19 protein-coding genes are annotated in these 25,421 nt (G+C 67.1%); 5 read left to right on the top strand and 14 right to left on the bottom strand.

Features of this window, described 5'->3' with window-relative positions; all coding sequences use genetic code 11:
• Positions 1-178 precede the first annotated feature (178 nt).
• From GPA22_RS09225 to GPA22_RS09200, 6 genes are all read right to left on the bottom strand, one after another.
• Positions 179-2,161, bottom strand: coding sequence for a cytochrome C (locus GPA22_RS09225; protein WP_169255799.1), 1,983 nt, complete (start codon positions 2,159-2,161; stop codon positions 179-181).
• 178 nt (positions 2,162-2,339) lie between these two features.
• Positions 2,340-4,496 carry an MtrB/PioB family decaheme-associated outer membrane protein gene (locus tag GPA22_RS09220; protein ID WP_169255798.1) on the bottom strand — a complete coding sequence of 719 codons (2,157 nt, stop codon included), beginning with the start codon at positions 4,494-4,496 and terminating at the stop codon, positions 2,340-2,342.
• 17 nt (positions 4,497-4,513) lie between these two features.
• Entirely contained in the window at positions 4,514-5,512 is a 999-nt protein-coding gene (locus tag GPA22_RS09215; protein ID WP_169255839.1) for a DmsE family decaheme c-type cytochrome, read from the bottom strand.
• 75 nt (positions 5,513-5,587) lie between these two features.
• Positions 5,588-5,935 carry a c-type cytochrome gene (locus GPA22_RS09210; protein WP_169255797.1) on the bottom strand — a complete coding sequence of 116 codons (348 nt, stop codon included), beginning with the start codon at positions 5,933-5,935 and terminating at the stop codon, positions 5,588-5,590.
• Positions 5,936-6,250: 315 nt separating this feature from the next.
• Positions 6,251-6,901 (bottom strand): response regulator, encoded by a 651-nt coding sequence (locus tag GPA22_RS09205; protein ID WP_169255796.1) that lies wholly within the window; start codon positions 6,899-6,901, stop codon positions 6,251-6,253.
• Between the two features lie 10 nt (positions 6,902-6,911).
• Positions 6,912-8,930, bottom strand: a complete 2,019-nt coding sequence (locus GPA22_RS09200) for a PAS domain S-box protein (RefSeq protein ID WP_169255795.1) — start codon at positions 8,928-8,930, stop codon at positions 6,912-6,914.
• Between the two features lie 254 nt (positions 8,931-9,184).
• Here GPA22_RS09200 and GPA22_RS09195 point away from each other — a divergent pair, with 254 nt between their 5' ends.
• Positions 9,185-9,826: a DedA family protein gene (locus GPA22_RS09195; protein WP_169255794.1), complete on the top strand. Its 642-nt coding sequence runs from the start codon at positions 9,185-9,187 to the stop codon at positions 9,824-9,826.
• 141 nt (positions 9,827-9,967) lie between these two features.
• Positions 9,968-11,857 carry a putative bifunctional diguanylate cyclase/phosphodiesterase gene (locus GPA22_RS09190; RefSeq protein WP_169255793.1) on the top strand — a complete coding sequence of 630 codons (1,890 nt, stop codon included), beginning with the start codon at positions 9,968-9,970 and terminating at the stop codon, positions 11,855-11,857.
• 49 nt (positions 11,858-11,906) lie between these two features.
• Here the strand turns inward: GPA22_RS09190 and gdhA are convergent, their stop codons facing one another.
• The 4 genes from gdhA to icmF form a co-directional block, all read right to left on the bottom strand.
• Positions 11,907-13,250 (bottom strand): NADP-specific glutamate dehydrogenase, encoded by a 1,344-nt coding sequence (gdhA, locus tag GPA22_RS09185; RefSeq protein ID WP_169255792.1) that lies wholly within the window; start codon positions 13,248-13,250, stop codon positions 11,907-11,909.
• Between the two features lie 311 nt (positions 13,251-13,561).
• Positions 13,562-13,945, bottom strand: coding sequence for a type II toxin-antitoxin system VapC family toxin (locus tag GPA22_RS09180; RefSeq protein ID WP_169255791.1), 384 nt, complete (start codon positions 13,943-13,945; stop codon positions 13,562-13,564).
• Positions 13,945-14,169: a hypothetical protein gene (locus tag GPA22_RS09175; protein WP_169255790.1), complete on the bottom strand. Its 225-nt coding sequence runs from the start codon at positions 14,167-14,169 to the stop codon at positions 13,945-13,947. The genes GPA22_RS09180 and GPA22_RS09175 overlap by 1 nt, the downstream gene beginning before the upstream one ends.
• A gap of 119 nt (positions 14,170-14,288) precedes the next feature.
• The gene (gene icmF / locus GPA22_RS09170; RefSeq protein ID WP_169255789.1) at positions 14,289-17,576 is read right to left on the bottom strand and encodes a fused isobutyryl-CoA mutase/GTPase IcmF; all 3,288 of its coding nucleotides are present in this window, start codon (positions 17,574-17,576) and stop codon (positions 14,289-14,291) included.
• 151 nt (positions 17,577-17,727) lie between these two features.
• Between icmF and GPA22_RS09165 the strand changes: the two genes are divergently transcribed.
• The 3 genes from GPA22_RS09165 (at position 17,728) to GPA22_RS09155 (ending at position 21,749) form a co-directional block, all read left to right on the top strand.
• Positions 17,728-18,819, top strand: a complete 1,092-nt coding sequence (locus GPA22_RS09165) for an AraC family transcriptional regulator (RefSeq protein ID WP_169255788.1) — start codon at positions 17,728-17,730, stop codon at positions 18,817-18,819.
• A gap of 135 nt (positions 18,820-18,954) precedes the next feature.
• On the top strand, positions 18,955-21,015 hold the full coding sequence (locus tag GPA22_RS09160; protein ID WP_169255787.1) for a PAS-domain containing protein: 2,061 nt from the start codon (positions 18,955-18,957) through the stop codon (positions 21,013-21,015).
• Positions 21,012-21,749: a response regulator transcription factor gene (locus GPA22_RS09155; protein WP_169255786.1), complete on the top strand. Its 738-nt coding sequence runs from the start codon at positions 21,012-21,014 to the stop codon at positions 21,747-21,749. The genes GPA22_RS09160 and GPA22_RS09155 overlap by 4 nt, the downstream gene beginning before the upstream one ends.
• A 10-nt stretch (positions 21,750-21,759) precedes the next feature.
• Here the strand turns inward: GPA22_RS09155 and GPA22_RS09150 are convergent, their stop codons facing one another.
• The 4 genes from GPA22_RS09150 to GPA22_RS09135 all read right to left on the bottom strand — a co-directional run bounded on the left by GPA22_RS09150 (position 21,760) and on the right by GPA22_RS09135 (position 25,398).
• Positions 21,760-22,566: a metal ABC transporter permease gene (locus GPA22_RS09150; RefSeq protein ID WP_169255785.1), complete on the bottom strand. Its 807-nt coding sequence runs from the start codon at positions 22,564-22,566 to the stop codon at positions 21,760-21,762.
• Entirely contained in the window at positions 22,563-23,480 is a 918-nt protein-coding gene (locus tag GPA22_RS09145) for a metal ABC transporter substrate-binding protein (RefSeq protein ID WP_246264205.1), read from the bottom strand. The genes GPA22_RS09150 and GPA22_RS09145 overlap by 4 nt, the downstream gene beginning before the upstream one ends.
• A 26-nt stretch (positions 23,481-23,506) precedes the next feature.
• The gene (locus GPA22_RS09140; RefSeq protein WP_169255784.1) at positions 23,507-24,952 is read right to left on the bottom strand and encodes a hypothetical protein; all 1,446 of its coding nucleotides are present in this window, start codon (positions 24,950-24,952) and stop codon (positions 23,507-23,509) included.
• Between the two features lie 86 nt (positions 24,953-25,038).
• Complete coding sequence (locus GPA22_RS09135) at positions 25,039-25,398, bottom strand: hypothetical protein (RefSeq protein ID WP_169255783.1); 360 nt, start codon at positions 25,396-25,398, stop codon at positions 25,039-25,041.
• Positions 25,399-25,421: the final 23 nt, after the last annotated feature.

Here is a 25,421-nt window from a genome sequence, read left to right as displayed (position 1 = left end):
AGCATCGTGGCTGCCGCTCGCGCTTTTGTGTGCGTGCAGTCTCGCAAGCCATGTTTGCGCAACTGTTTGTGAAATGTAGTGAATCGTAACGACCGGGCGTAACACTGCCGCGCCCGGGCCGTGGACGAAAAAAAGGGGAGGTCGCCCTCCCCTTTTCCGTTACCGCTTCAGACCGCGATCAGCTGAAGAAACCCGTCACCACCAGCACCAGCAGCACGAGGCCGAAGGTGATCAGGGTCAGGCCGAGGACCACCGAGCCGACGTGCAGCTGGCGCGACGGCGCATCGACCAGGTACTTCTCCAGTTCGCCCGATTCGACCATGCGCTGGTATTGCGCCGGGTGCTCGCGGCGGAACTCTTCCAGCGACTGCGTACCGGTGAACATCACCACATCCGGCGGCGGCAGCTTGTCGGGACGGAAGTGGTTGTTGAAGAAGTGCACCGTGAAGAGGAACACTGCCGCAAGGAAGGCTTCCTCGCCATGCACCAGCGTGCCGACGTTGAACACCCAGCCCGGCAGGAAGCTCGCCGTCACGTGCGGGAAGGCCAGCATCAGGCCGCTCCAGCCGATGATGTTCACACCCCAGAACACCGCCCAGTAGTCGAACTTCTCGAAGTAGGTCCAGCGGTCGAACTGCGGCTTGGGCCCCTTGCCGAAGAACCACTTGAACATACCCCAGCAGTCGGCGAAGTCCTTCCAGTTCGGGATCAGCGAATCCGGGCCGAACCAGCGGAACTTGCGATTGCGGAGCAGGCGCGACATCACGTACACGAAGTGGATCATGAAGATGCCGACGAAGAGCGAGGCGGCGACGCGGTGGATGATGCCCATCACCTTCGGCCCGCCGAGCAGCGCGGCAACCTTCGGCGCCCACGCGCTGTCGGCAAACATCACCGTCGTGCCGGTCAGCACCAGGGTCATCGTCACCAGCGCAAAGCACAGGTGCGCAACACGCCAGCCCCAGGCGAAGCGGACGAAGTGCTTGCCCTCGTTCACACCCAGCTCGCCGGTGCGCACGTGCGGCACGGTCTTGCGCTCCTTGCGCTCCTGCCATTCACGGTAGTACCACAGGCCGCTGTGCAGCCAGAAGAAGGCGAACACGCCGATCAGCAGGGCCGTCATGAACTTGCCGGCGATCCACATCTTCGGATACTTCTCGAAGTCGTGCGTGTTGGCGTGCGGCCCGAAGGTCACGAAGCCCGCCGTCGCCTTCACCATGCCCGGCTTCTTGTCGTCGTGGCACTTCTGGCAGGTCTTCAGGCGGTTGTCCGGATGCACGCGCGATTTCGGATCGTCGCCCGCCTTGATGCCGTGGCTGCCGTGGCAGTCCGCGCACTTGGCGGTGTAGACGAAGCCGAGACGGTTCACCTGCCCGTGGTAGGTGTCGCGGTAGCTGTGCAGCTCTTCCGTGTGGCAGTCGCCGCAGGCGAGCACGTTCTTGAGCTTGAAGAGTTCCGTCGAGGTGCCACGGATCTCGTGCGTCGTGTGGCAGTCGATGCACACTGCGCCCTTGGGGTCGCCCTTCGCGGTCAGTTCACCGTGCACGGACTCGGCCAGATCCTCCAGATGGTCCTCATGGCACGAGGTGCCGCAGGTCTCGGGAATCGTCAGGCGCCACTGGTCGCGCTCCGGCGTACCGGCGGGCGGCACGGCGAAGTCGTGCGTCGCGTGGCATTGGTGGCACGCGGCCTTCGGGCGATCCGGATAATCCGCGTCCGGCCGTGCGTGGAAGGATTCCTTGTAGGCGGCGATGTTCTCGACGACGACGCCCAGGCGCGGCTTGTCGGCCGCCTGGTTGTTCTTCTTCGCCTCGTCCCACAGCTTTTCGTGGCAACCGGCGCAGTCGGGCTTGACCGCGTTCGGCGCCTTCTCGTGCTTCTCCTTCGCGTCGACGATATCGGTGTGGCAGGCGACGCAATCGAGCTTGGCGTGCACGCCCTTCGCCACCTTGGCGGGATCGACCGGCGCCAGCTTGATCTTTTCGCCCTCGGCGTCCTCGATCTGGATCGCGGGCTTGCCACTCTGGTGGCAGTTCAGGCAGGTCGCATTGTCGAGCTTGGCCGGCGCCGCGCCCTCGCCCGCCGCCAGGCCTGACAACGGCCAGAGCAGCGCCACAGACGCGGCTGCGGCCAGCAGACCTCGAATGTTGCGTATCTTCACTTGTAAATGCTCCCATGCTCGGCGCGGCCTCGCGCCATGAAAAAAAGGGGGCCGGCACGTTGCGCGCCCACTGGCTGACGCGATGCGCCAGATGCGCCCATGCCTCCCCCTGGTCCGGCGACTCCCGGTCTCCGGACTGAACCGGGCCGCCTCCGGCCCGGTCGTTGCTGCCGTTGAATCAGAACGCGTGCGAGACGCTCACCGCAATGATGCGGGTGATCTGATCCGGATTCACCAGGACGCGCGTTCCATCCGAGTAAGTCCAGTTCGACCACGTGAAGTCGTCCAGCTCGCGCCGATCCCAGACATAGTCTAAACGAATAGCCGTAGCCTTTGTAATGGCATATCTTGCGAAGAGCCGCAGCGTGTTGAGCGTGTACTCGGTGTCCGGCAGGATACCCGCTCCCTGGCGGATGGACGAGAAGGTGCCCGCGTCCGCGAAGCTGATGTCGTACTCATTCACGTCGCGGCTGTACAGGTATTGCCCGCCGACCGACAGCTTCGAGTTGATCTGGCCGTCGAAGCCGGCACCAACCGCGTTCGAGCTGAGCTTGAGCTTGGCGCCCCAAGGCACGCAGGTGTTCTTGATCCTGTCTGCGGTGTTCCCACCCGAGCCGTCACACAGCGAACCGAAGGTACTGTTGAGCGACTTCTGCTCGATGTCGTTGGTGCTGTGAGAGGCCCACATGTTGGCCCTCCACCTGTCGTTGAAGCGGTAGGAGGCATCCACCGAGAACAGTTCCGAACGTCCCTTGTTCAGGCCGATGTCGAAGACACGCGTCTTGTAGTCGTCCAGCCCGTACTCGTAGGCGAACTGCACCGACAGCGGATCCACCGGCGCCCAGTCGACCAGCGCCTTGACCTTGTCACGCTCGCGATCGGAGAACTGCGTCGGCGCGGTCCAGTGCAGGCCGACCGCGTGCACGCCGTCATTCACAAATGACGGAGTACTACCCCATCTCGAACCGTCGCGCTCGCTGTGCGCAAGCGTCAGGCTGCCGTTGACGGTGTCGCCGAAGGACTTGCGCACGTCGACACGGTAGGTCTGCTCCGTGACCTCATCACGGAACAGCTCTTCCATGCCTTCGTACTTCCGGAAGTCGTAGTCGTAGCCCGCCGTCAGGTTGTAGCCCTGGGGCAGACGGTAGCTCGCCTCGAACTTGCCGCGATGCGTCTTCTGCGACTCGGGGTTGTTTTGAATGAGCGCGCCGCCGTGAGCCACATCCACCACGTAGCCGGTCTGTGGCGTGCGATCGTCGCGGTCCTCGTACGCCCACGACGCCAGCAGGTTGAGCTTGTCGGTGAGGCGCGAGGTCAGCGATCCGAACACGTTCGTCGTCTCGACCTTGCCGCCGAGATCCCTGCGCGTCATGGAGGACAGGTAGGGCACGAGCGGCGAGTTCGGCAGGAAGTCGTCGTCCTGTTTCGCGAAGCTCTTGCTCACCTTGAAGTTCGCGCGCGTGTCGCGGCTCCAGTTGTAGCCGCCCGCGAGCGCGAACTGGTGCGCCTGGTTGTCGGGCGCGAGCGACAACGGGCTCATCTGCGTCGGGGTCGCAGCGGTCGCGACGGGATTGCCGCCGAAGAGTCCCGCCGGAGTGCCGTAATTGACGAACAACCCCTTGCCCGCCTTGTTCTCGAAGAAGCTGCCGTAGTAGCTGCCCGAGACGTAGAACTTCTCGGTCGCATAATCGAGGGAGGCCTCGATCTGCTTGTGGTTCGAGTCGATCGGCTCGGGCGCGAACAACTGCCCGACGAAACCGTTCGCGCTGCCGTTGGCGCCGAACAGGCGTTCGCCCTTCTTGTCCTCGTTCTTGAAGATGACGTTCGCCTGCAGGTTGCGACTGATGAACTTGGTGAGGGTCAGCGAGGTCGCGGTGCGCTCGGTCTTCAGGTCCTTGTCGTCGAAGACATTGCCGAGGTTCAGCGTGTCATGGCCGATGCCGGTCACCCGTGTACGCGCCACGAAAGGGGCGAAGCGCGGGATCTGGTTGTAGTCGATCCCCAGTTTCCAGTCGCCCTGCTGCTCGACCGAAGCGTTGAACTCCTGCGTGCGCAGGCCCAGGTCGCGACCCTCGAGGCGCATCCAGCGCCCCTCGTCGGAGCGACGGATGAGCTTCAGGTCGGCACTGCCGTTCACGCCGTCGTTGTTGAGGCCGTAGTACTGGCGGTACAGCGGATTGACGTCGTTGAGGTACTGCAGCTTGACGCCGGCCTCGGCCTCGCTCGGGCTGATCAGTTCCGCGACGTCCTCCTGCGCCAGGGCGGAAGAGACGGGGAAGGCCATCGACACGGCCAGTGCGAGCACGGTCCGCTTGAAATAACGATTCTTGTCCATTTCGTTCTCCCTGACTCTTAACGCCAGAAGCGCACTGCCTTGGAGGCATTCGCCGGGTTGTTGCTGCCGTGGATCTCGGTGTGGCAGTTCAGGCAGCCGCGGCCCTGGGTGACGCCGACCGAGTTGAGGGCATTGTTCTGAACTGCGGCCTGACCGGGGATCACGGTCCCATTGACGTTACGACTGAGATCGGTGTTGCCAGCGACGCCCGGGATCGTGCCGAGGTGGTTGGCCGGGTCATGGCACTGCTGGCACAGGAAGGGCGGACGGGCCTTGAGCATCGCATCGGCGACGGTGCCGTGCGGGTTGTGGCAGTTGGCGCAATCTTCGGTGACCGGTGCGTGGTTATGCACGAACGGGCCGCGCTTCTCCGCATGGCAGGTGAAGCAGGTGGCGTTAGTGCTGTCCTTCACGAGCAGCTTCGGACCGGTGGTGCCATGGGGGTTGTGGCAGTCCGAGCAGGACATCTTCCCTTCGGGAATCGGGTGGTGCGACGGACGGTTCACCTGCGTGCGCTGCTCCTTGTGGCAGGCAAAGCACACTTCCGCCTGGGTGCGCTTGTCGCGGACCTTGTCGTTGGCGGTATGGGTGTCGTGGCAGGAGCTGCAGGCGACGTCGCGGCGCTCGTGCGTACTGCCGGCCCACAGGTGGCGCTTGGGATCGGTCTGGTGACAGGACAGACAGGCCGCGTTGCGCTCGGCAACGGGCGTGGCCGACTTCTTGTCGAAGGTGCGGTCGGGCTTGGGCGGCTTGTCGCTGCCCTTGTAATTGACGTGCTTCTCGCTGTCGCCGTGACAGTCGCTGCAGGTCGGCGTGCGGCCGTCGGCGCGCGTGCCGTGCTTGGTCTTGCCGATGTGCAGCACGCCCGGGGCATCCGCCTCGTCGTGACAGGACGTGCACTTGGCATCGCCCTTGAGCACGATGTCCTTGGGCGCCTCTTTCGGCGCATCCGCGGCGTATGCCGCCCCGGCGCAGATGCTGCCGATACAGGCCAGCACTGCAAGCAAGCTTCGCATTTTTTTCATGTTACCCCCTTGGCTCGAACTTCCATTTGCCGCGCCGCCGGCCGGGCGGCGCGATTCAGAACAGGCTTATTGCGAAAGAATCCACTGCATCAGGTTCTTGATCTGGGCTTCATCCTTCGTGTTGATGATCTTGTGATCCTCTTCGGTGCCGTCCTCGAGCTTCACCTTCGGGCCGGTCGTGATGTTCTTCTTGATCTTCTCGAAGCCTTCCGCCTCCTTGCCCTGATACTTGGCGGCGATCTTCTTGTACGACGGGCCTTTCTTGGTCTTGTCGATGGCGTGGCACTTGAAGCAGTCGTTCTCCTTCGCGAGCGACTTGGCGGCGTCGGCATCGACGGCCCACGACGGCGAGGAAGCGAGGATCGCGGCGGTGGCGGCCACGAGCAGCGAAGCGCGGTTGAAACGGAATTGCATTTGGGCTCTCCTGTTGAAGCTGAAATTTCGTCGTTTCGGCCACACCGACGGCGCGGCCCGACGTGACGAAATTTTCACGAATTCGCGCAAGACCACATATCGGACAGGGTTTAAATTCCGTGTAGGAAAATTCCTAATGCGGAGGTGGTCCGCGAACACGCCCGATGACGCGCGCGAGCCGGACGCACGCCGGCGCACCGCGGCCTTCACGGCGCGGCGACAGGCTCCGGCGGGGCCGGAGAGGGGGAGGGAGAGCAGGCGGGAGAGCAGGCGGGAGAGAGGACGCGAGCGGCGCCGCGCGAGGGCGGCGCCGGCTTACACGTCGGTGGACTTCACGAGGTGGTGCGCGACCGCGTAGCGGATCAGCTCGGAGGTGTTCGCCATCGCCATCTTCTGCAGGATGCGCGTCTTGTGCGTGCTGATGGTCTTGACGCTGAGCGAGAGCTCGTTGGCGATGTCGGTGAGGCCCTGCCCCAGCACGAGCCGGTGGAAGATCTGGTATTCGCGGTCCGACAGGGCGGTGTGCGGCAGTTCGTTCGCGGCCGGCATCAGGCCGCGCGCCATCAGCTCGGCGACGGTGTCGCTGACATACACGCCGCCGCGCGCGACGCGGCGGATCGCGTGCACGAGCAGGTCGGCGTCGCTCTCCTTGGTCAGGTAGCCGGACGCGCCCGCATGCAGCGCGCGCACCGCGTACTGCTCCTCGTGATGCATGCTCAGGATCAGGATCGGCAGCTTGGGCTTCTCGTCGTGGATCAGGCGGATGAGGTCGAGGCCGCTGCGGCCGGGCATCGAGATGTCGAGCACGACGACGTCCCAGTCCTGTTCGCGCACGAGCAGCAGCGCCTCGTTGCCGTTGGCCGCCTCGCCGCACACCGCGAGGTCGTCGGTATCGGCGAGGATCTGCTTCAGACCGTCGCGGATGATGGTGTGGTCGTCGGCGAGCAATACCCTGAGTTTTTCCATCTTGCCTTCCTCATTGCCCGGCCGGGACGGTGGCATCTATCGCCGTGCCGTCGCCGGGCGTGGAATGGATTGCGAAGGTCCCCTGCACCAGGCGGATGCGCTCGCGCATGCCGAGCAGGCCGAACCCGGCCTGGTTCGCCGCGTCGAGCACGAAGCCGACGCCGTCGTCGCGCACGCTCAGGCACCAGTCATCACCATCGCGCCGGTACGCGACCCACACCGTACTCGCTTGCGCGTACTTCGTGACGTTGGTGAGCGATTCCTGCAACACGCGGAACAAGGTCGTCGCTTCGGCACTGCCCCGCTCGGGTTCGTCGTCGTCCATGTCCAGCACCAGTTCGATGCCGGTGCGCCTGGAGAAGTCGTCCGTGAGCCACGAGATCGCCGCACGCAGGCCGAGGTCGTCGAGGATCAGCGGCCGCAGCTCGTAGGTGATGCGCCGCACCGAGGCGATCGTCTGGTTGAGCTGCTCCTTGATGGCGCCCACCTTGTCCTGCAGGTCGGCGCGCTCGCCCGGCAGGCGGCCGCCGAGCCAGGAGAGTTCGAGCTTGATCGCGGTGAGCCGCTGCCCGAGCTCGTCGTGCATTTCACGCGCGATGCCGGCGCGCTCGTCCTCGCGCACCCGCTGCAGCGCGGTGGACAGTTCCTGCAGCTGGCGGTTGGTTTCGCGCAGGTGGGTTTCGATGCGCTTGCGCTCGGTCAGGTCGCGCAGCACCACCGTGAGGAAGCGCCGGCCCTGGGTTTCGGTGGACGAGAAGGTGGCGTCGGCGGAGAACTCGCGGCCGTCGGCATGGCGCGCCGTCAGCTCGGCGCGGCCGCGACGGGCATGGGGCTCGCCGGAATTGCGCCGCCGGCCGACAATGGCGTGATAGGCGCCGCGCGATTCGCCCGCCAGCAGCCGGTCGAAGGGCTTGCCGAGCGCATCGTCGGCCTGCACGCCGAACATGTGCTCGGCCGCACGATTGAACAGCACGACGGACAGGTCCTCGTCGATCGTGACGATCGCGTCCATCACCGATTCGACCATCCCGCGCAGACGTTCCTCGCTGTCCTCCAGGGCTCTCGCCATCAACGCGCGCCGGCGCATGCTCCACAGCACCCCGCAGGACGCGGCCAGCAGCAGCACCGCGACGATGCCGGCCCCCAGCACGATGGGACGCGCCGTCATCGGCCAGGACACCAGCGCCGAATCCTGGTCGACCACGACGCCGATCAGGAACGGGTAGCGCGGCACGGGATGGTAGGCGACGAAGCGATTCACGCCTTCGACGGTTTCGGTGACGACCACCGTGCCCGCCGGATCCGCCGCCCCCGGGAAGGTCGGCGCCCCCTTCACCGGCTGGTCGACCCTGTCCATGTCGCTCGGGAAGCTCGCGACGAGGTTGCCGCGCGCGTTGATCAGCTGGATCTGCTTGCCGAAGCGCAGGTCCAGCCGGCGGTAGAAGGATTCGAAGTAGTTGACGACGACCGCCGCCGCGACGACGCCGCGGAAGTTGCCGCTGCGGTCGGCGAGCCGCGCGCTGAGGTAGAAGGTCCATTCGCCATCGAACCGGCGGCGGTAGAGCTGGCTCACGATGACGCCCTCGTCCTGGCGCGCGAGCGTCGTGAAGTAGTCGCGGTCGGCCTCGCTGAAGCCCGGCCGCGTGCCGAGCAGGGTCGAGTTCATGACGACGCCGCTGGTATCGAGGACGAACATCGACGAGTACTGCGGCAGCCCCTCGGCACGTGCCTTGAGCAAGGCCATGACGGGGAAGCTGTCGAGTTCGAGTTGCTGGCCGATCTCGTCGGACAGCCGGTCCTGGGCGCCGCGCAGGGCCATCGTGACGCCGTCCAGCGTGCGGGCCGTCTGCTCGGCGAGGATGCGGCTCAGGGTCGAGATCTCGCTGCGCGCGTATTCGAGCTCGCGCTGGCGCATGTCGTACATCAGGAACGCCGTGCCGCCGGCGAGCACCGACAGCATCAGCGCGGTCAGCAGCAGCACCGCGCGCACGGGCGGCTCGAACCAGAACTTGCGCAACAGGGCTGTCATTCGGCGATTCCCGCGAGAAAGTCGGCGCGGCCCGTCGGACGCGATTGATCAGGGTAGGCCATTGCGCCGCGCAATATAGAAGGCCCGGCCGTGGGGGGCAAGTTTGAACGCATCATTTCATCGTATCGTTTCCTGCAACAATCGGCTGCCGAAACGCACGGTTACGCTATCGGTGCATGCAGTTGCCCTTGCAGTCCGGGCAGCGGCGCAGGCCTCGGGTAGAATCGCAGACTTTCCCGTCCCTGCATCCGCCCATGGAATTTCTCGCCCCGCTGCTCGACATCGTCCTGCACCTCGACAAGCACCTCGAGGCGCTTGTCGCCGCCTACGGCATCTGGATCTACGCGATCCTGTTCGCGGTGATCTTCAGCGAGACCGGGTTCGTCGTGACGCCCTTCCTGCCGGGCGACTCGCTCCTCTTCATCGCCGGCGCGCTGGCGGCGCTGGGCAACATGGACATCTCGCTGCTGATCCTCACGCTGACGGCGGCGGCGGTGATCGGCAACACGGTCAATTACTCGATCGGCCGCTATTTCGGGCCCAGGGTCTTCCACTGGGAGAACTCGCGCCTGTTCAACAAGGCGGCGCTGATGAAGACGCACCTCTTCTACGAGAAGCACGGCGGCAAGACGCTGGTGATCTCGCGCTTCCTGCCGCTGTTCCGCACCTTCGCGCCCTTTGTCGCCGGCATCGGCAGCATGAGCTACGCGCGCTTCACGCTCTTCAACGTCGTCGGCGCGGTGGCCTGGGTCGTGTCGCTGACGCTCGCCGGCTACTGGTTCGGCAACATGCCGTGGATCAAGCAGAACCTCACGCTGGTCATCGTCGGCATCATCGTGCTGTCGCTGCTGCCGGTCGTGATCGGCGCACTGAAGGCGCGTTCGACCGCATCCTGATCGCAGCAGCGGCGGCGCAAAGTTGCGCCGCCCCGTCATGGGCACTAGGATGAAAATGCCGATGACGCAAAACGCGCTCCGGCACGGCCAGCACAAGACCCGGCGGCACCCGTCGGGGAATAGAACGCCGAGGAGACCGGCATGAGCTATGCCGAACGCGCCCTGCGCACCCTGAGCGCAGGCAACCGCACGCTGCTGCGGGCACAGGACGAACAGACGCTGCTGCAGGAGATGTGCCGGGTCATCGTCGAGCTCGGCGGTTACCGCATGGCATGGGTGGGCTACGCCCAGCACGACGAGGCACGGACCATCCGTCCGATGGCCCACCTCGGGTTCGACGAGGGCTTCCTCGAGCTCGGCCGCTTCACCTGGGCGGAGGGGGAATCGGAGGAGTCGCGCGGCCCCACGGCGCAGGCGATCCGCAGCGGCAAGCCCGCCGTCGTCCAGGACACGACCAAACTCGCCGGCACCCAGCTCCCGATTCCGCTCGCCGAGACGCTCCGGCGCGGCTACGCATCGATCGCGGCCTTCCCCCTGATCATCGAGCGCGAGGCGATCGGCAACCTGACGATCTTCGCCGCCGAACCGGACGCATTCGACGAATGCGAACGCAATCTGCTGGCCGAAATGGCCGATGACCTCGCCTTCGGCATCGCCACGCTGCGCATGCGCGAACGGCATCGCGAGGCGGAGGAGACGATCCGCCACATGGCCTATTTCGACGCCCTGACCGACCTGCCCAACCGCAGCTCCCTGAACGCGCGGCTCGCCGCGGAGATCGCCCAGGCGCAGAAGGAAAACCAGTCCATGGCGGTGCTGCTGATGAAGGTGGGGCGCTTCCAGGAGATCAGCGACACGCTCGGCTACCTGGAGGGTGACCACCTGATCGTGGAGATGGGCAAACGCCTGCTGCACATCGCCGGCCCGAACAAGTCGGTCGCGCGCGTCGGCGAGGACGAATTCGCGATCATCATGCCGCACGCGAGCGCCGAAGCGGCGTCACGCGTCGCGCACCATGCGATGCGCGACGTGTGCGATCCGGTGAGCTTCGCCGGCCTGGCGATGGACCCGCATGCGTATATCGGCATCTCGCTGTTTCCGGGCCACGGCAATACGCCGGAAACCCTGCTGCGGCGCGCCAAGATCGCTGCCGTGCAGGCGCGCAGGACGGCGTGCAAATACACGCTGTACAAGGGCACCGAGGACCGCGAGAGCACCCAGCGGCTGGCGCTGATGAGCGAGCTGCGCAGCGCGATCGACCAGAACGAGCTGCTGCTGTACTGCCAGCCCAAGGTGGCGATCCGCAGCGGCGAGATCTGCGGCGCCGAGGCGCTGGTGCGCTGGCAGCATCCGCAGCACGGCATGATCGCGACGGGCGACTTCATCGCGCTCGCCGAGCGGGCGGGCCTGATCATGCCGCTCACGCGCTGGGTGCTGGAGGCCGCTTTCCGCCAGTCCTACGCATGGCTCGAGCGCGGCATCCGACGGCCGCTGTCGGTGAACCTGTCGGCACAGGATCTGCGCGACCCGCGCCTGATCGACCGCATCAGCGGGCTGTTCGCGACCTGGGCGCTGCCGCCCGAGCTGATGCAGTTCGAGCTCACGGAGAGCGCGTTGATGGAGGATCCGGCCGGCGCGCTGGAGACGCTCGGCCACCTCAAGGATCTTGGCGTCGAGCTCTACATCGACGACTTCGGCATCGGTTACTCCAGCCTGAGCTACCTGCAGAAGCTGCCGGTCGATTCACTGAAGATCGACCATTCCTTCGTCACGAGCATGCTGACGAATGCCGGCTCGGAGGTCATCGTGCATTCGACCGTCGAGCTGGGGCACAACCTGGGGCTGGGCGTGGTCGCCGAAGGTGTGGAGAGCGAGGCGCTGTGGGATCACCTGCAGGAGCTCGGCTGCGACACCGCGCAGGGGCACTTCGTCGGCCGTCCGATTCCCACGGCGCAGTTCGACGAATGGGAAGCGCAATCGCCGTGGAGCCATCCGGCGCCGGACGGCGCCAGCGCCGGCGTCCTGCACTGAACCGCGTGCTCCGGACCGGGGCGCGATCGTCCCCGGCCCGGCAGGTGCGTCAGATCACGCCCTGCGCCAGCATCGCGTCGGCCACCTTCACGAAGCCGGCGACGTTCGCGCCATCCACGTAGCTGATCGTGCCGTCCGGGCGGCGGCCGTGCTGCACGCAGGCTTCATGGATGCTCTGCATGATGCAGAACAGGCGCGAATCGACCTCCTCGCGCGGCCACGACAGGCGCATCGCGTTCTGGCTCATCTCGAGGCCCGAGGTCGCGACGCCGCCGGCGTTGCTGGCCTTGCCCGGCGCATACAGCACGCCCGCCTGCTCGAACACGCGCACCGCATCGGCGGTCGAGGGCATGTTGGCGCCTTCGGCGACGCACTTGACGCCGCTCTTGACCAGCGCGCGCGCATCCTCGCCGTCGAGCTCGTTCTGCGTCGCGCAGGGCAGCGCGACATCGACCGGCACGTGCCACGGCGACACGCCCGCGTGGAAGTTCGCCTTCACGCGCTGCGCGTAGTCGCTGACGCGGCCGTAGAGGTGGTTCTTCACTTCCATCAGCTCGGCGAGCTTCTCGGTCGTGAAGCCGTCCTCATCGACGACCGTGCCGCTCGAATCGGACACCGTGACGACCTTCGCGCCCAGCGCCATCGCCTTCTCGACCGCGTACTGCGCGACGTTGCCCGAGCCGGACACGCTCACGCGCAGGCCGTCGAAGGACAGGCCCTTCTGCTTGAGCATCTCTTCGGCGAAATACACGGTGCCGTAGCCGGTCGCCTCGGGGCGGATCAGCGAACCGCCGAAGGCGAGTCCCTTGCCGGTGAACACGCAGTCGGCGCGGTTCGACAGCTTCTTCATCATGCCGGCCATGAAGCCGACCTCACGGCCGCCCACGCCGATGTCACCCGCGGGGACGTCGGTATCGGAGCCGACGTGGCGGAACAGTTCGCTCACGAAGGCCTGACAGAAGCGCATGACTTCGGCCGGGCTCTTGCCCTTCGGATCGAAGTCGGAGCCGCCCTTGCCGCCGCCCATCGGCAGCGTGGTGAGCGCGTTCTTGAAGGTCTGCTCGAAGGCGAGGAACTTGAGGATCGAGAGGTTCACCGACGGGTGGAAGCGGATGCCGCCCTTGTAGGGGCCGATCGCCGAGCTGTGCTGGATGCGGTAGCCGCGGTTGACCTGCACGTCGCCGTGGTCATCGACCCAGGAGACGCGGAACATGATCACGCGCTCGGGCTCGACGAGACGGTCGAGCAGGCCCTGCTCGGCATACTTCGGGTGGCTCGCGATGTAGGGCCACAGGCTTTCGATCACCTCGGTGACGGCCTGCAGGAATTCGGGCTGCCCCGGGTTGCGCGCCGCGACGTGTTCCAGAAAATTCTCGAGCGACTGGTATTTCATCAAATTCCCCAAAATGGTGCGGCGAAATACGCCGGTAATGATTCGCCCGCCTTTATGCACCAATTTCAGGCATTCAATCAACGATTTTCTTAAACTTTCTTAACGTTTGCCCCGTTCTGGTGCATATATCCACCCCCGAGAGGTGTAACAGGCAAAGAAAACGGCGCCGAAGCGCCGTTTTTCGATCGATTTGCGAACGAAAACCACTTACATGCTGCGCCGATACTGCCCGCCGACCTCGTCCGGCGCGCCGGTAATCTGCCCGAGCGAGCACTAGCGACAGCCTTCCGTTCGCCCGGACGGCCGCCACATCACCCGACAAGCGGATCGATCAACTCCAGACCTGGAATGCGCTTGAAGTCCCGGGCGTTGTGGGTCATCAACGGCAGACCTTCAATCAATGCGCTCGCAGCAATGATTGCGTCGGGCAGCTTGATCGCCATCGCCGAACGCATTTCGATCACGCGTTCGACCACAGCCGAGGTCAGGGCGACCTCGCCGAGCTGATCGAGGAGAAAGCGCGCGCTGGCACGGCTTTCGTCGGTATGGCCCCGCCACCCCAGGATTTCCATCCGGGTAATGACCGACACGCGTGCCTGATCCCTCAAGGCATGCTCGATTCGGTCGAGAACCTCCACATCGGCGGTCGCGCCGAGAAAATAGATCAGGACATTCGTATCGACGACGCACGACATCAGTGCCGCTCGTCCCACTCTGCTCGCATCGCAGCCACTGCCGCATCGATCTCCTCGACACTCATCCTTTTCGGCAAGGACCCGCGCGCCGCGGCGATCGCGGCGTCGAGCTGGTTGGCACCATGGTGTGCCTCCGCAAGCAGGGCATCGACGAGTTGCACCACCGCAGCCCGCTGCGCGACCGGTAGCGATTCGATCTTGTGGATCAGTTCGATGTGTCCCATGAAGACTCCCGCAATTTCGCAGTTTGCGTTCAGTGTAGTCACGCGCGACGCGCACTCGCAAGCGGATAAGGAAACGGCGCCCGCAGGCGCCGTTTCCGTGATGCCGTGCGCTGGTCCGCTTACATGCTGCGCCGATACTGCCCGCCGACCTCGTACAGCGCGCTGGTGATCTGGCCCAGCGAGCAGTAGCGCACCGCGTCGACCAGCACCTCGAACACGTTGCCGTTCTCGATCACGGTCTGGCGCAGCTTCGCCTGCCACTTCGGCGCTTCGTTCTTGTTGCGGGCGTGGAAGTCGGCGAGGCGCGTGAGCTGGCCCTGCTTTTCTTCCTCGGTCGAACGCGCGAGCTCGATCTCTTGCTGTGCCTGGCCCTTCGGGTTGAGGAAGGTGTTGACGCCGATGATCGGGTAGGAGCCGTCGTGCTTCTTGTGCTCGTAGTAGAGCGACTCCTCCTGGATCTTGCCGCGCTGGTAGCCGGTTTCCATCGCGCCGAGCACGCCGCCGCGCGAGGCGATCGCCTCGAACTCCTTCAGCACCGCTTCCTCGACGAGGTCGGTGAGTTCGTCGATGATGAACGCGCCCTGGTTCGGGTTCTCGTTCTTCGCGAGGCCCCATTCGCGGTTGATGATCAGCTGGATCGCCATCGCGCGGCGCACGCTTTCTTCCGTCGGGGTCGTGATCGCCTCGTCGTAGGCGTTGGTGTGCAGCGAGTTGCAGTTGTCGTAGATCGCGATCAGCGCCTGCAGCGTCGTGCGGATGTCGTTGAAGTCCATCTCCTGCGCGTGCAGCGAGCGGCCCGAGGTCTGCACGTGGTACTTCAGCTTCTGGCTGCGCTCGTTCGCGCCGTACTTGTTCTTCATCGCGACCGCCCAGATGCGGCGCGCGACGCGGCCGATCACCGAGTACTCGGGGTCCATGCCGTTCGAGAAGAAGAAGGACAGGTTGGGCGCGAAGTCGTCGATGTGCATGCCGCGCGCCAGATACGACTCGACGTAGGTGAAGCCGTTCGACAGCGTGAAGGCGAGTTGCGAGATCGGGTTCGCGCCGGCTTCGGCGATGTGGTAGCCGGAAATCGACACCGAGTAGAAGTTCTGCACCTTGTGATGGACGAAGTATTCCTGGATGTCGCCCATCATCTTCAGCGCGAACTCGGTCGAGAAGATGCAGGTGTTCTGGCCCTGGTCTTCCTTGAGGATGTCGGCCTGCACCGTGCCGCGCACCGAGGACAGCGTCCATTCCTTGATTTTCTGGAACTCGGTCTCGGTCGGCTCGCGGCCGTTGTCGGCGCGGAATTTGGCGACCTGCTGGTCCATCGCGGTGTTGAAGAAGCACGCGAGGATGATGGGCGCCGGGCCGTTGATCGTCATCGACACCGAGGTCGTCGGCGCGCACAGGTCGAAGCCGTCGTACAGCACCTTCATGTCGTCGAGCGTCGCGATCGACACGCCGGAGTTGCCGATCTTGCCGTAGATGTCGGGCCTGAGGTCGGGGTCGCAGCCGTACAGCGTGACCGAGTCGAAGGCGGTCGACAGGCGGTGCGCGGGCATGCCTTCGGACACGCGCTTGAAGCGGCGGTTGGTGCGGAAGGCGTCGCCTTCGCCGGCGAACATGCGCGTCGGGTCCTCGCCTTCGCGCTTGAACGCGAACACGCCGGCGGTGTAGGGGAAGGAGCCGGGGACGTTTTCCTTCATCAGGAACTTGAGCGTCTCGCCCTCGTCCTCGAAGTTCGGCAGCGACACCTTGCGGATCTTGGTGCCGGACAGCGAGTCGGAGGTCAGCTTGGTGCGGATCTCCTTGTCGCGGATCTTCACGACGTATTCGTCGGCGGCGTAGAGCTCCTTGGTCTTCGGCCACATGTCGAGGAGCTTCTTCGCGGTGGACGTGAGCTCGCCGTCCTTCCAGCCGATCAGCTCGTCGAAGGTCACCTTCGCGCCGCCGTCCTTGCCGCACTGCTCGAACAGCGCCTTGGCGATCTTCAGCGACTGGCGCTCGCGCGCGACGCGGGCCTGCTGCTGGATGTGCGCGTGGTAGTCGCGCACGGTGTCGGCGATCTCGGCGAGGTAGCGCACGCGCTCGGCCGGGACGATCGCGCGGCCGCGCGACGACGCCTTGATCGTGACCTTGGGCAGCGCGCCCGGCTTGGCCTTCAGCCCCTTCTCGACGAGGCGCGGGAACATCGCCTGGTACAGCGCGGTGATGCCGTCGTCGTTGAAGCGCGCGGCCATCGTGCCGAACACCGGCATGTCGTCGGTCGGCGTGGAGAATAGTTCGCGGTTGCGCTGGTACTGCTTCCTCACGTCGCGCAGCGCGTCCTCGGCGCCCTTGCGGTCGAACTTGTTGATCGCGACGAAATCGGCGAAGTCGAGCATGTCGATCTTCTCGAGCTGGCTCGCGGCGCCGAATTCGGGGGTCATGACGTAGAGCGACAGGTCGACGAAAGGCACGATCGCGGCGTTGCCCTGGCCGATGCCGGAGGTCTCGACGATGATGAGGTCGAAGCCGGCGAGCTTGGCGGCGGCGATGACTTCGGGCAGCGCGGCGGAGATCTCCGAGCCGGTGTCGCGCGTCGCCAGCGAGCGCATGTAGATGTTCTCGTGCTCGATCGCGTTCATGCGGATGCGGTCGCCCAGCAGCGCGCCGCCGGTGCGCTTCCTCGACGGGTCGATCGAGACGATGCCGACACGCAGCTTGTCGTTCTGGTCGAGGCGGAAGCGGCGCACCAGCTCGTCGGTGAGCGAGCTCTTGCCGGCGCCGCCGGTGCCGGTGATGCCCAGCGTCGGGGTCTTGATCTTGGCGGCGGCCTCGATCAGCGCCTTCCTGACGTCGTCGCCATAGGCGCCGTTCTCCAGCGCGGTGATGATGCGCGACAGGTTGCGCAGCGCCGCCTTGCGGTCGCTGCCGGTGAGCTGGCGGAAGACTTCGTCGGCAGACTTCGGCGCCGCGCCGGTCAGATCCTGGTCCGCCTTCGCGACGAGGTCGTTGATCATGCCTTGCAGGCCCATCACGGCGCCGTCTTCGGGCGAGTAGATGCGCGTGACGCCGTAGTCGTGCAGTTCCTTGATCTCCGAGGGCACGATCACGCCGCCGCCACCGCCGAAGACCTTGATGTTCTCGCCGCCGTTGGCCTTCAAGAGATCGATCATGTACTTGAAGAACTCGACGTGGCCGCCCTGGTAGCTGGTGATCGCGATGCCCTGCACGTCTTCCTGCAGCGCCGCGTTGACGATCTCGCCGACCGAGCGGTTGTGGCCGAGGTGGATGACCTCGGAGCCGGTCGATTGCAGAATCCGCCGCATGATGTTGATCGAGGCGTCGTGGCCGTCGAAGAGCGCCGCCGCGGTGACGAAACGCACCTTGTGCTGCGGCTTGTAGGCGACGAGCTTCTTGGCTTCGCTGAGATTGGTCATGCCTTCTTCCCTCTGGTTGGCGCCCGGGCGGCGCTCGGTCATGTTTGTGGGCTTAATGGTAGAAGGCCGACGGGGCGATTTCCATTGTGCGTGCCGACGACAATCGTGCAAAATCCGCCAATCGCTCGCCACCCGCCCCGAACAGGTCCGCATGCCCGCAACGCTACCGCCCTCTGCTGCCGACGCAGCGCCGCTTCGCCCGAAGCGCGCGACCGTGGCGATGGGGTTCGTGACCGGCATGCTCGCCGGCCTGCCGCGCCGGGGCCGCGACGCCGCCCCCTTCCTCGCCGCCGCGGGCATCGACCTTGCAGACCCCGCCACGCGGGTGCCGATCGACCGCTACGCGCGGCTCTACAACGACATCACGCGCGCGCTCGACGACGAGGGCTTCGCGCTATTTGGACAGCCGATGCGCTGCGGCAGCTTCGAGTTCCTGTGCCGCGGCATGCTCGGCGCGGCGACGCTGGGCGATGCGCTCGAGCGCGCGGCGCGCTTCCTGCGCATCGTCCTGCCCGACATGGCGGTGAGCGTGCGCCGCGCGGAGGACCCCGACGACGAGCGCGCCGAACTGCGCATCTCGGAGACGCGGCGCCTCACCGACTGGCGCGGCGACCCGGCGCGCGTGTTCGCGTTCGAATGGCTGCTGCGCCTGATCCACGCGGTGTCGTGCTGGCTCGTCGGCCGCGGCCTCGCGCTCGACTCGGTGCATTTCCCCTACCCGCGCCCGGCGCACGCCGACGACTATGCGCTCGTCTACACCGAACATTCCTACTTCGACGCCGGCACGCTGGTCGCCCGCCTGCGCGACAACCTGCTCGACCTGCCGGTACGGCGCGACGAGGCCGCGCTAAAGGCCTTCCTGATCGGTGCGCCGGGCAAGATCACGATGCTGTACCGGCGCGACCGCGACATGGTGCTGCGGGTGCGCGACCTGCTGCGCGACGCATTGCCGGAAAGCCTCGCGCTGGAAGACGTCGCCGCGCGCCTGCATCTCTCGCCGCGCACGCTGCACCGCCGCCTCGACGATGAGGGCGCGACCTTCCGCTCGATCAAGGACGCGCTGCGGCGCGACATCGCGTTGTCGCGGCTGACCAAGACGCAGCAGCCGGTCGCCGCGATCGCGGCCGAACTGGGTTATGCGGATACCTCCGCCTTCTACCGCGCCTGTGTGTCGTGGACGGGGCTGTCGCCCGAACGCTTCCGCCAGCAGCTGCAGCATCAATCGGGCAGCCGCCGCCCCTAGGGCGTCGTCACGCGGGCGCGGGCATATCCGTTTCCATCACCATGTCCTGCTCTAGAATGGTGCAGACGCCGCCGAGAGACCCGCCCGATGCTCCGTAACCCGCCACCGCCCGAGAGCAGCAAACCGCCGCCGCGCATGTCTTCGCACGAGCTGCGGCGCTACGACCTGCTGCTCGCCGGCCTCGACCTCCTCGACCAGGCCATCGCGGTGTTCGATGCGACGCCGAAGCTCGTCACCTGGAACAAGGCGATGCTGCGGCTGCTCGATTTTCCCGAGAGCATGGTGCGCGTCGGTACCCCGTTCGAGGAGTTCGCGCGCTTCAACGCCGAGCGCGGCGAATACGGCGACGGCGACGTCGACCGGCTCGTCGCCGAACGGCTCGCGGCGGCGCGCGCCTTCCTGCCGCACTATGCCGAGCGCGAACGGCCGAACGGCAAGATCCTCGCGATCCGCGGCGTGCCGATCCCCAACCTCGGCTTCGTCTCGCTGTGGACCGACATCACCGAGCAGCGGCGCGCCGAACAGGTGATCCACGAGCAGAATCTCGAGCTCGAAGCCCGCGTCAGGGCACGCACGCAGGAACTTGAGAACGCCAATGCCTGCCTCGCCCGCGCCAATGCCGAGATCGACCAGATCGCCGGCGCGCTGCGCCACAGCGAGGAGAAGCTCAAGACCATCATCGACTCGATCCCGGCGCTGATCGCCTACGTCGGACGCGACGAGGTGTACCAGTTCGCGAACCGCGGCTACGCGGAGTGGTTCGGACTGACGAAGGAGGAGATCGTCGGGCGCAGCATCGCGAGCGTGTTCGGCGCCGAGCTTTATCCGCTCGTCGTGAAGCAGCTGGCGATCGTCGACCGCGGCGAGCGCGTCAGCTACGAATACGCGCGCAAGCTCGCCAACGGCCGCATGGCGCATGCGCGCAGCGTGATCGTGCCGGAGATGTCGGCCCAGGGCGCGGTGCAGGGCTATTTCGTGCTGTCGACCGACATCACCGAGCAGAAGGCGAGCCAGGCGGCGCTGATCCAGGCGCAGAAGATGGAGGCCGTGGGCCAGCTCACCGGCGGGCTCGCGCACGACTTCAACAACCTGCTGACGATCATCATCGGCAACCTCTCGGCGCTGCAGTCGCAAGTCGCGCCCGGCGCGCTCGCGGAGCACCTCGACCCGGCGCTGCACGCCGCGCGCCGCGGGGCGGAACTCATCAAGCGCCTGCTGACCTTCTCGCGCGGGCAGACGCTGGAGCCGCGCGCGGTCGAGGTCGGCGCGCTGGTGCAGGACATGGCGCAACTGCTCGCCCGCTCGCTGACCGAGAACGTGCGCCTGCACACGCAGGCGCCGCCGGCGCCGCTGCATGCCTTCGTCGATGCACACCAGCTGGAGAACGCGCTGCTGAACCTCGCGCTCAATGCGCGCGACGCGATGCCCGACGGCGGCGACCTGACGATTGCGATCGGCGAACGCCGCATCGACGAGGGCGTCGCCGCGCTCGTGGAACTGCCGGCGGGCGACTACGTGCAGATCGACGTCACCGACACCGGCAGCGGCATCGCACCGGAGCTGCTGCCACGCCTGTTCGAGCCCTTCTTCACGACCAAGCCCTTCGGGCGCGGCAGCGGGCTGGGCCTCGCGATGGTGTACGGCTTCGTTCGCCAGTCCGGCGGCAACATCCGCATCCGCAGCACGCCGGGCAAGGGCACGACGGTCACCTTCGTGCTGCCGCGCGCGCAAGCGCCGGCGACACCCGACGAGCAGGGCGCGGCCGTGGCGGTGGGCGCGGGCCGCAGCGTGTCCGGCCCCGTGCTGCTGGTCGAGGACGAGCCCGAGGTGCGGCGCGTCATCCGCCTGCAGCTCACCGCGCTGGGCCACACGGTGATCGAGGCCGCCGACGGCGTCGAAGCCTGGCTGCTGCTCGAGGCGGTGTCCGACATCGCGGTCCTCGTCACCGACACGATCATGCCCGGCGGCATCGGCGGCCGCGAGCTCGTGACGCGCACGCGCGCCTTGCGTCCGGACATGCCCATCCTCATGATCACCGGCTACGCGAGCGACAATGCGCTCGCCGGCACCGCCGAGCTCGACGTGCCCGTGCTGCGCAAGCCCTTCGACCAGGCCGCGCTCGCCGTCGCGCTCGATCAGCTGCTGGAACACCCGACGACCGCGCCCACCCCGAGAGAGGAAGCCCCCGACCGATGACCGGCCAAGAGACTTCGCCACCGCTGATCCTCGTGCTGGAAGACGAGCCCGACATCGCCCGCATCATCTGCAACGCACTGGCCGGCTACGGTTTCCGCAGCGAACACCTGCGCACCGGGCGCGACCTGCTCGTGCGTGCGCGCGAAACCTCGCCCGACCTCGTGATCGTCGACCTCGGCCTGCCCGACATGGACGGCATGCAGGTGGTGCGCGAACTGCAGGACGGCAGCCCCTGCGCAGTCCTGATCCTGACCGGGCGCAACGACCTCACCGACCGCGTGCTGGGCCTCGAACTGGGCGCCGACGACTACATCGTCAAGCCCTTCGAGCCGCGCGAACTGGTCGCGCGCGTGCGCTCCATCCTGCGCCGCTACATGCGTCCGGCCGCGCCCGAGGCGCCCGGCGACGCGACGCCGCCGGAGCGCAGCGTCGCGCGCTTCGGCGACTGGCGCTTCGACACCGGGCGCCACTCGCTGGTGCACGCCGACGGCAGCGAGACCGGCCTGTCGTCCGCCGAAGCCGGCCTGCTGCTGACGCTGGTGCGCCGCCCGAACAAGATCCTCAGCCGCGAGCAGCTGCTCGGCGAGCGCGACGTCGATCCCTTCGACCGCAGCATCGACGTGCGCATCTCGCGCCTGCGCCGCAAGCTCGGCGACGATCCGCACAACCCGAAGCTGATCAAGACCGTCTACGGCGCGGGCTACCTGTTCGCGGCGCAGGTCGGCTGGGAGTAGCGGGAGCGCCTCAGCGCTCGCCCGGATGCCCCGCGGCCTCCCGCAGCGCCACCCCCTCCTCGCGCGGCCGCGCCGCCAGTGCACCGACCAGCGCGCATGCGGCGAGCGTCCATACGATCACCGCGCCCGAGGGCAGATCGAACACCGCCGACAGCGCCAGCCCCAGCGCGTAGCCGAGCGCGCCGAGCACGTAGGCGACGACGTGGCGCCGCGCGCCGTAGTGCGCGCGCGTGCCGAGCGCCGGGATGATCAGGCTCGAAAACACGAGATACACGCCGACGAGCTGCACGGAAGCCGTCACCGCCAGCGCGAACGCGGCGTAGAAGCCGAAGCGGCCGAGACGCCGCACCCAGCCGAGTGCCATCGCCACGACGAGCAGCGCCGTCACCGCGGCGAGCCACGCGAGCTGCGACGTGCCGACCCACAGGATCTGCCCGACCAGCAGGTCCTTCAGGTGCTCGCCGCCGTGCGGGTTGCCCGCCAGCAGCAGGATGCCGGCGCAGGCGGCGAGGATGAACATCACGCCGATCAGCGCCTCCTGCTGGCGCGGCGCGCGCCGTTCGGTCCACGTGAGCAGCAGCGCGCCGAGCAATGCGGCGGTCACCGCGGCGGCCTGCACCGCGACGCCGCCCTCCGGCATGCCGAGCGCGTCGGCGGCGATCACGCCGAGCCCGGCGATCTGCGCGATCGCGAGGTCGATGAAGACGATGCCGCGGTCGAGCACCTGCGTGCCCAGCGGCACGTGCGTCGCGAGCACCAGCAGGCCGGCGACGAGCGCCGGCCCGAGGATGCCCCAGTCGAGCGCGCCCCAGTTCATCGCTTGCCTCCCGCGGCGAGCAGGCGGGCGACGGTGTCGTCGAAGAGGCCGAAGAGGTCCTTCGCGCCGTCGGTGCCGCCGACCGTGAAAGGCAGCTTCACCGCGGGCACGCCGGCGTTGGTCGTGAGCCAGTCGGACGGGCGCGAGTCCTGGTACGCGGCATGGATCACCATGCGCACCGGCGTGCCTTTCAGCGTCGACAGCACGCCCTGCAGGTGCGACGCGGTCGGCTCGACGCCGGGCTTGGGTTCGAGCACCGCGACTTCCTTCAGGCCGAGCCAGTCATACAGATAGGTGAAGGCCTTGTGCTGCGACACCACCGGCGCGCCCCTGAGCGGCGCCGCCTGGGTGTTCCAGCGCGTCATCGCCTGCTGCCAGCGCTGCGCGAAGTCGGCCTGGCGTTTGGCGTAGTCGGCAGCGTGGGCCGGGTCGACCTGCTGCAGACGGGTGCCGAGGGCGGTGGCGACCTGGGCGATGTTGCGCGGGTCGGTCTGGATGTGGGGATTGCCGGCGGCATGGACGTCGCCCTGCGCGCGGTCGAGCTGGCCGGGCACGTCGAGCTTGCGCACGTAGTCGGCGGCGGCGAAATTGCCCGGCTGGCCGGCCTGCACCTTGGCGTTGCCCGACTGCTGCAGCAGCACCGGCAGCCAGCCGATCTCCAGCTCGGCGCCGGTGCATACGACGAGGTCGGCGTTGCGCGCGCGCGCGATCAGGCTGGGCTTGGCCTGGATCTGGTGCGGATCCTGCAGTGCGGTCGTGGCGACCCACACCTCGACGAGGTTGCCACCGAGCTCCTCGGCGAGCGCCCCCCACTCGGGTTCGCAGGCGAAGACGCGCAGCGCCGCGTCGGCGGGGTTCGCGAGCAGCACCAGCGGCGCGGCCAGCAGGGCAAAGAAGGTCTTGCGATTCATCATGGTTTTCTCCTGCACCGATGCGCGCATCAGTAGCTGTGCGCGCCGTGCGCGCCGAGGCTCATCTGGTACTGCACGAAGAACTGGTTGTCGGTGACGCCGTCGCGCGAGTGGTCCTGCGCGAACTGCAGGCGCACGCGCGAGAACTCGCTCGGGTTGTAGTCGAGCATCAGGCTGTTCTTGTGCGGGTGGAAGGTGCTGTCGCCGAAGGCCAGCGCGCTGCCGTCGAAGCGGGGCGAACCGGCGTCGAGGCGTTCGGTGCGCAGACCGACGCGCCAGCCCGGCATGAACTGCCAGATGCCCTGCAGGTACCAGCCGGACTGGACGACGCGGAAGCTGCCGCTGCTGTCGGTGTTGCCAACGTCGTAGACCAGGTCGCCGTCGCGCGTGCTGCGCAGGTATTCGCCCTGCAGTTTGAAGTTGGTGCGCGTCGCGTTGCCGTTCGGCGCCCATTTCCACACGGCGTCGGCGATCCACACGCGCGTCTTGCCGCTGAAGGCGTTGGTGACGGCGTTACCAACCGCATCGATCGCGTCGAGTTCCTGGTCGGCCGCCTTCGCATGCAGCAGCGACAGCCCCGCGCGCCAGCTGTGGCTCGCGCCGATGTCGCCGCCGGTGTGCGCGGTCAGCGCGACCATGCCGGCGCCGTTGCGCGAGGTGTCGGTGCCCGGGAAGCTGCGGCCGCGCCCGACTTCGGCGCCGAGTTCGAGGTACTGGTCGGTCGGCGCGAGCCAGTTGAGCTGCAGGCCGTCGTCGCCGAACTGCGTGCCGAGCATCGCCTGGTAGGCGAGCGGGTTGTCGACGAAATCCCAGGTGTGCGCGTGCTGCGGGTTGAGGTAGCCGACGCCGGAGAAGAAGCGGCCGGCTTTCAGCGAGAAGCCGTTTCCGAGTGCAGTCGTCTGCACGAAGGCCTCCTCGACCGACACTTCATTGTCCGGGTGCAGCGCGATCGCAGCCGCGCCGCGCCACCACGGGTCGATGCTGGCGGACAGGCCGAGTTCGGTTTCGGCGAGACTGAGGCCGCGCGTTCCGGGCCCGACCTCGGCGTCGCCAGGCAGCTGGAAGCCGGTGATGGCGAAGTTTTCGGGATCCTTCGAGGTGCGCGTGTACAGGCCCGACAGGATCAGCGAGATCGCCGGATTGAAGGCGTTGGCACCGCCGCCTGCGGCGGAAACGGCCGGGGGCGGCACGTTTGCGACCGGCGCGGTCGTGGCGTTGCCGGCGACCGCGGGAGCTGCCGCGGGGGTAGCCGCGGCGGCCGCTTCGGCGGCCTTGAGGCGCTGTTCCATCGCCTGCAGGCGGGCCTCGTAGGCGGTGCGCAGCGCGTCGATTTCCTGGCGCAGCGCGGCAAGGTCGGATGCGGCACCAGAGGATGAGGTCGAGGGGGACGAGGTAGCGGGGGACGGCGGGGCAGCCAGCGCGCAGGCAGGCGCGGCCAGCGCGAGCGCGAGGCTCGCCGGGAAAAGCTTGTGCATGGGTTCTTTCTCCAGCAGGAATGTCGAAGCACGCCCGCCCGCAGTCACGGCGGGCAGTCACGGCGGGCAGGCGCAGGCGGCAACGATCAGTGCGGAACGGAGAAAGGCGGTGCGCGGCTGAGGTAGGCCCGTGCGGCCAGCGGCAGGCGTGCACTGTCGAGCGCGGCCTGCGGGATTTCGTCGCGGACGGCCGGGTCCGGCAGGGAGGGCGGCGCGCCGCGCAGGCCGCCGGCGCCGATCGCGACCGAGATCAGGCACAGGTCGCACGCGGTCTCCGGCAGCCCCTTGTCGCGCTCGGCCTGACGGGTCGCTTCCCCGCCGCTGTGCGTGACCGCATGGGCCATCGCCGCCAGCTGCCCGACGGGCAGCAGCAGGGCGAGCCACAGCAGCCACGCGAAGTGGCGCGGGGCGATGCGGGAGCGGGATGCGGGCGCGGTGGCGAACACCGATCTATCTCAGGCTGGAGGCT

The organism is Aromatoleum toluvorans, assembly GCF_012910905.1.
In the GTDB taxonomy this organism is placed as follows: Bacteria; Pseudomonadota; Gammaproteobacteria; order Burkholderiales; family Rhodocyclaceae; genus Aromatoleum; species Aromatoleum toluvorans.
Note: the sequence above shows the minus strand (reverse complement) of the source record. Positions and strands in the feature narration are given on the sequence as shown.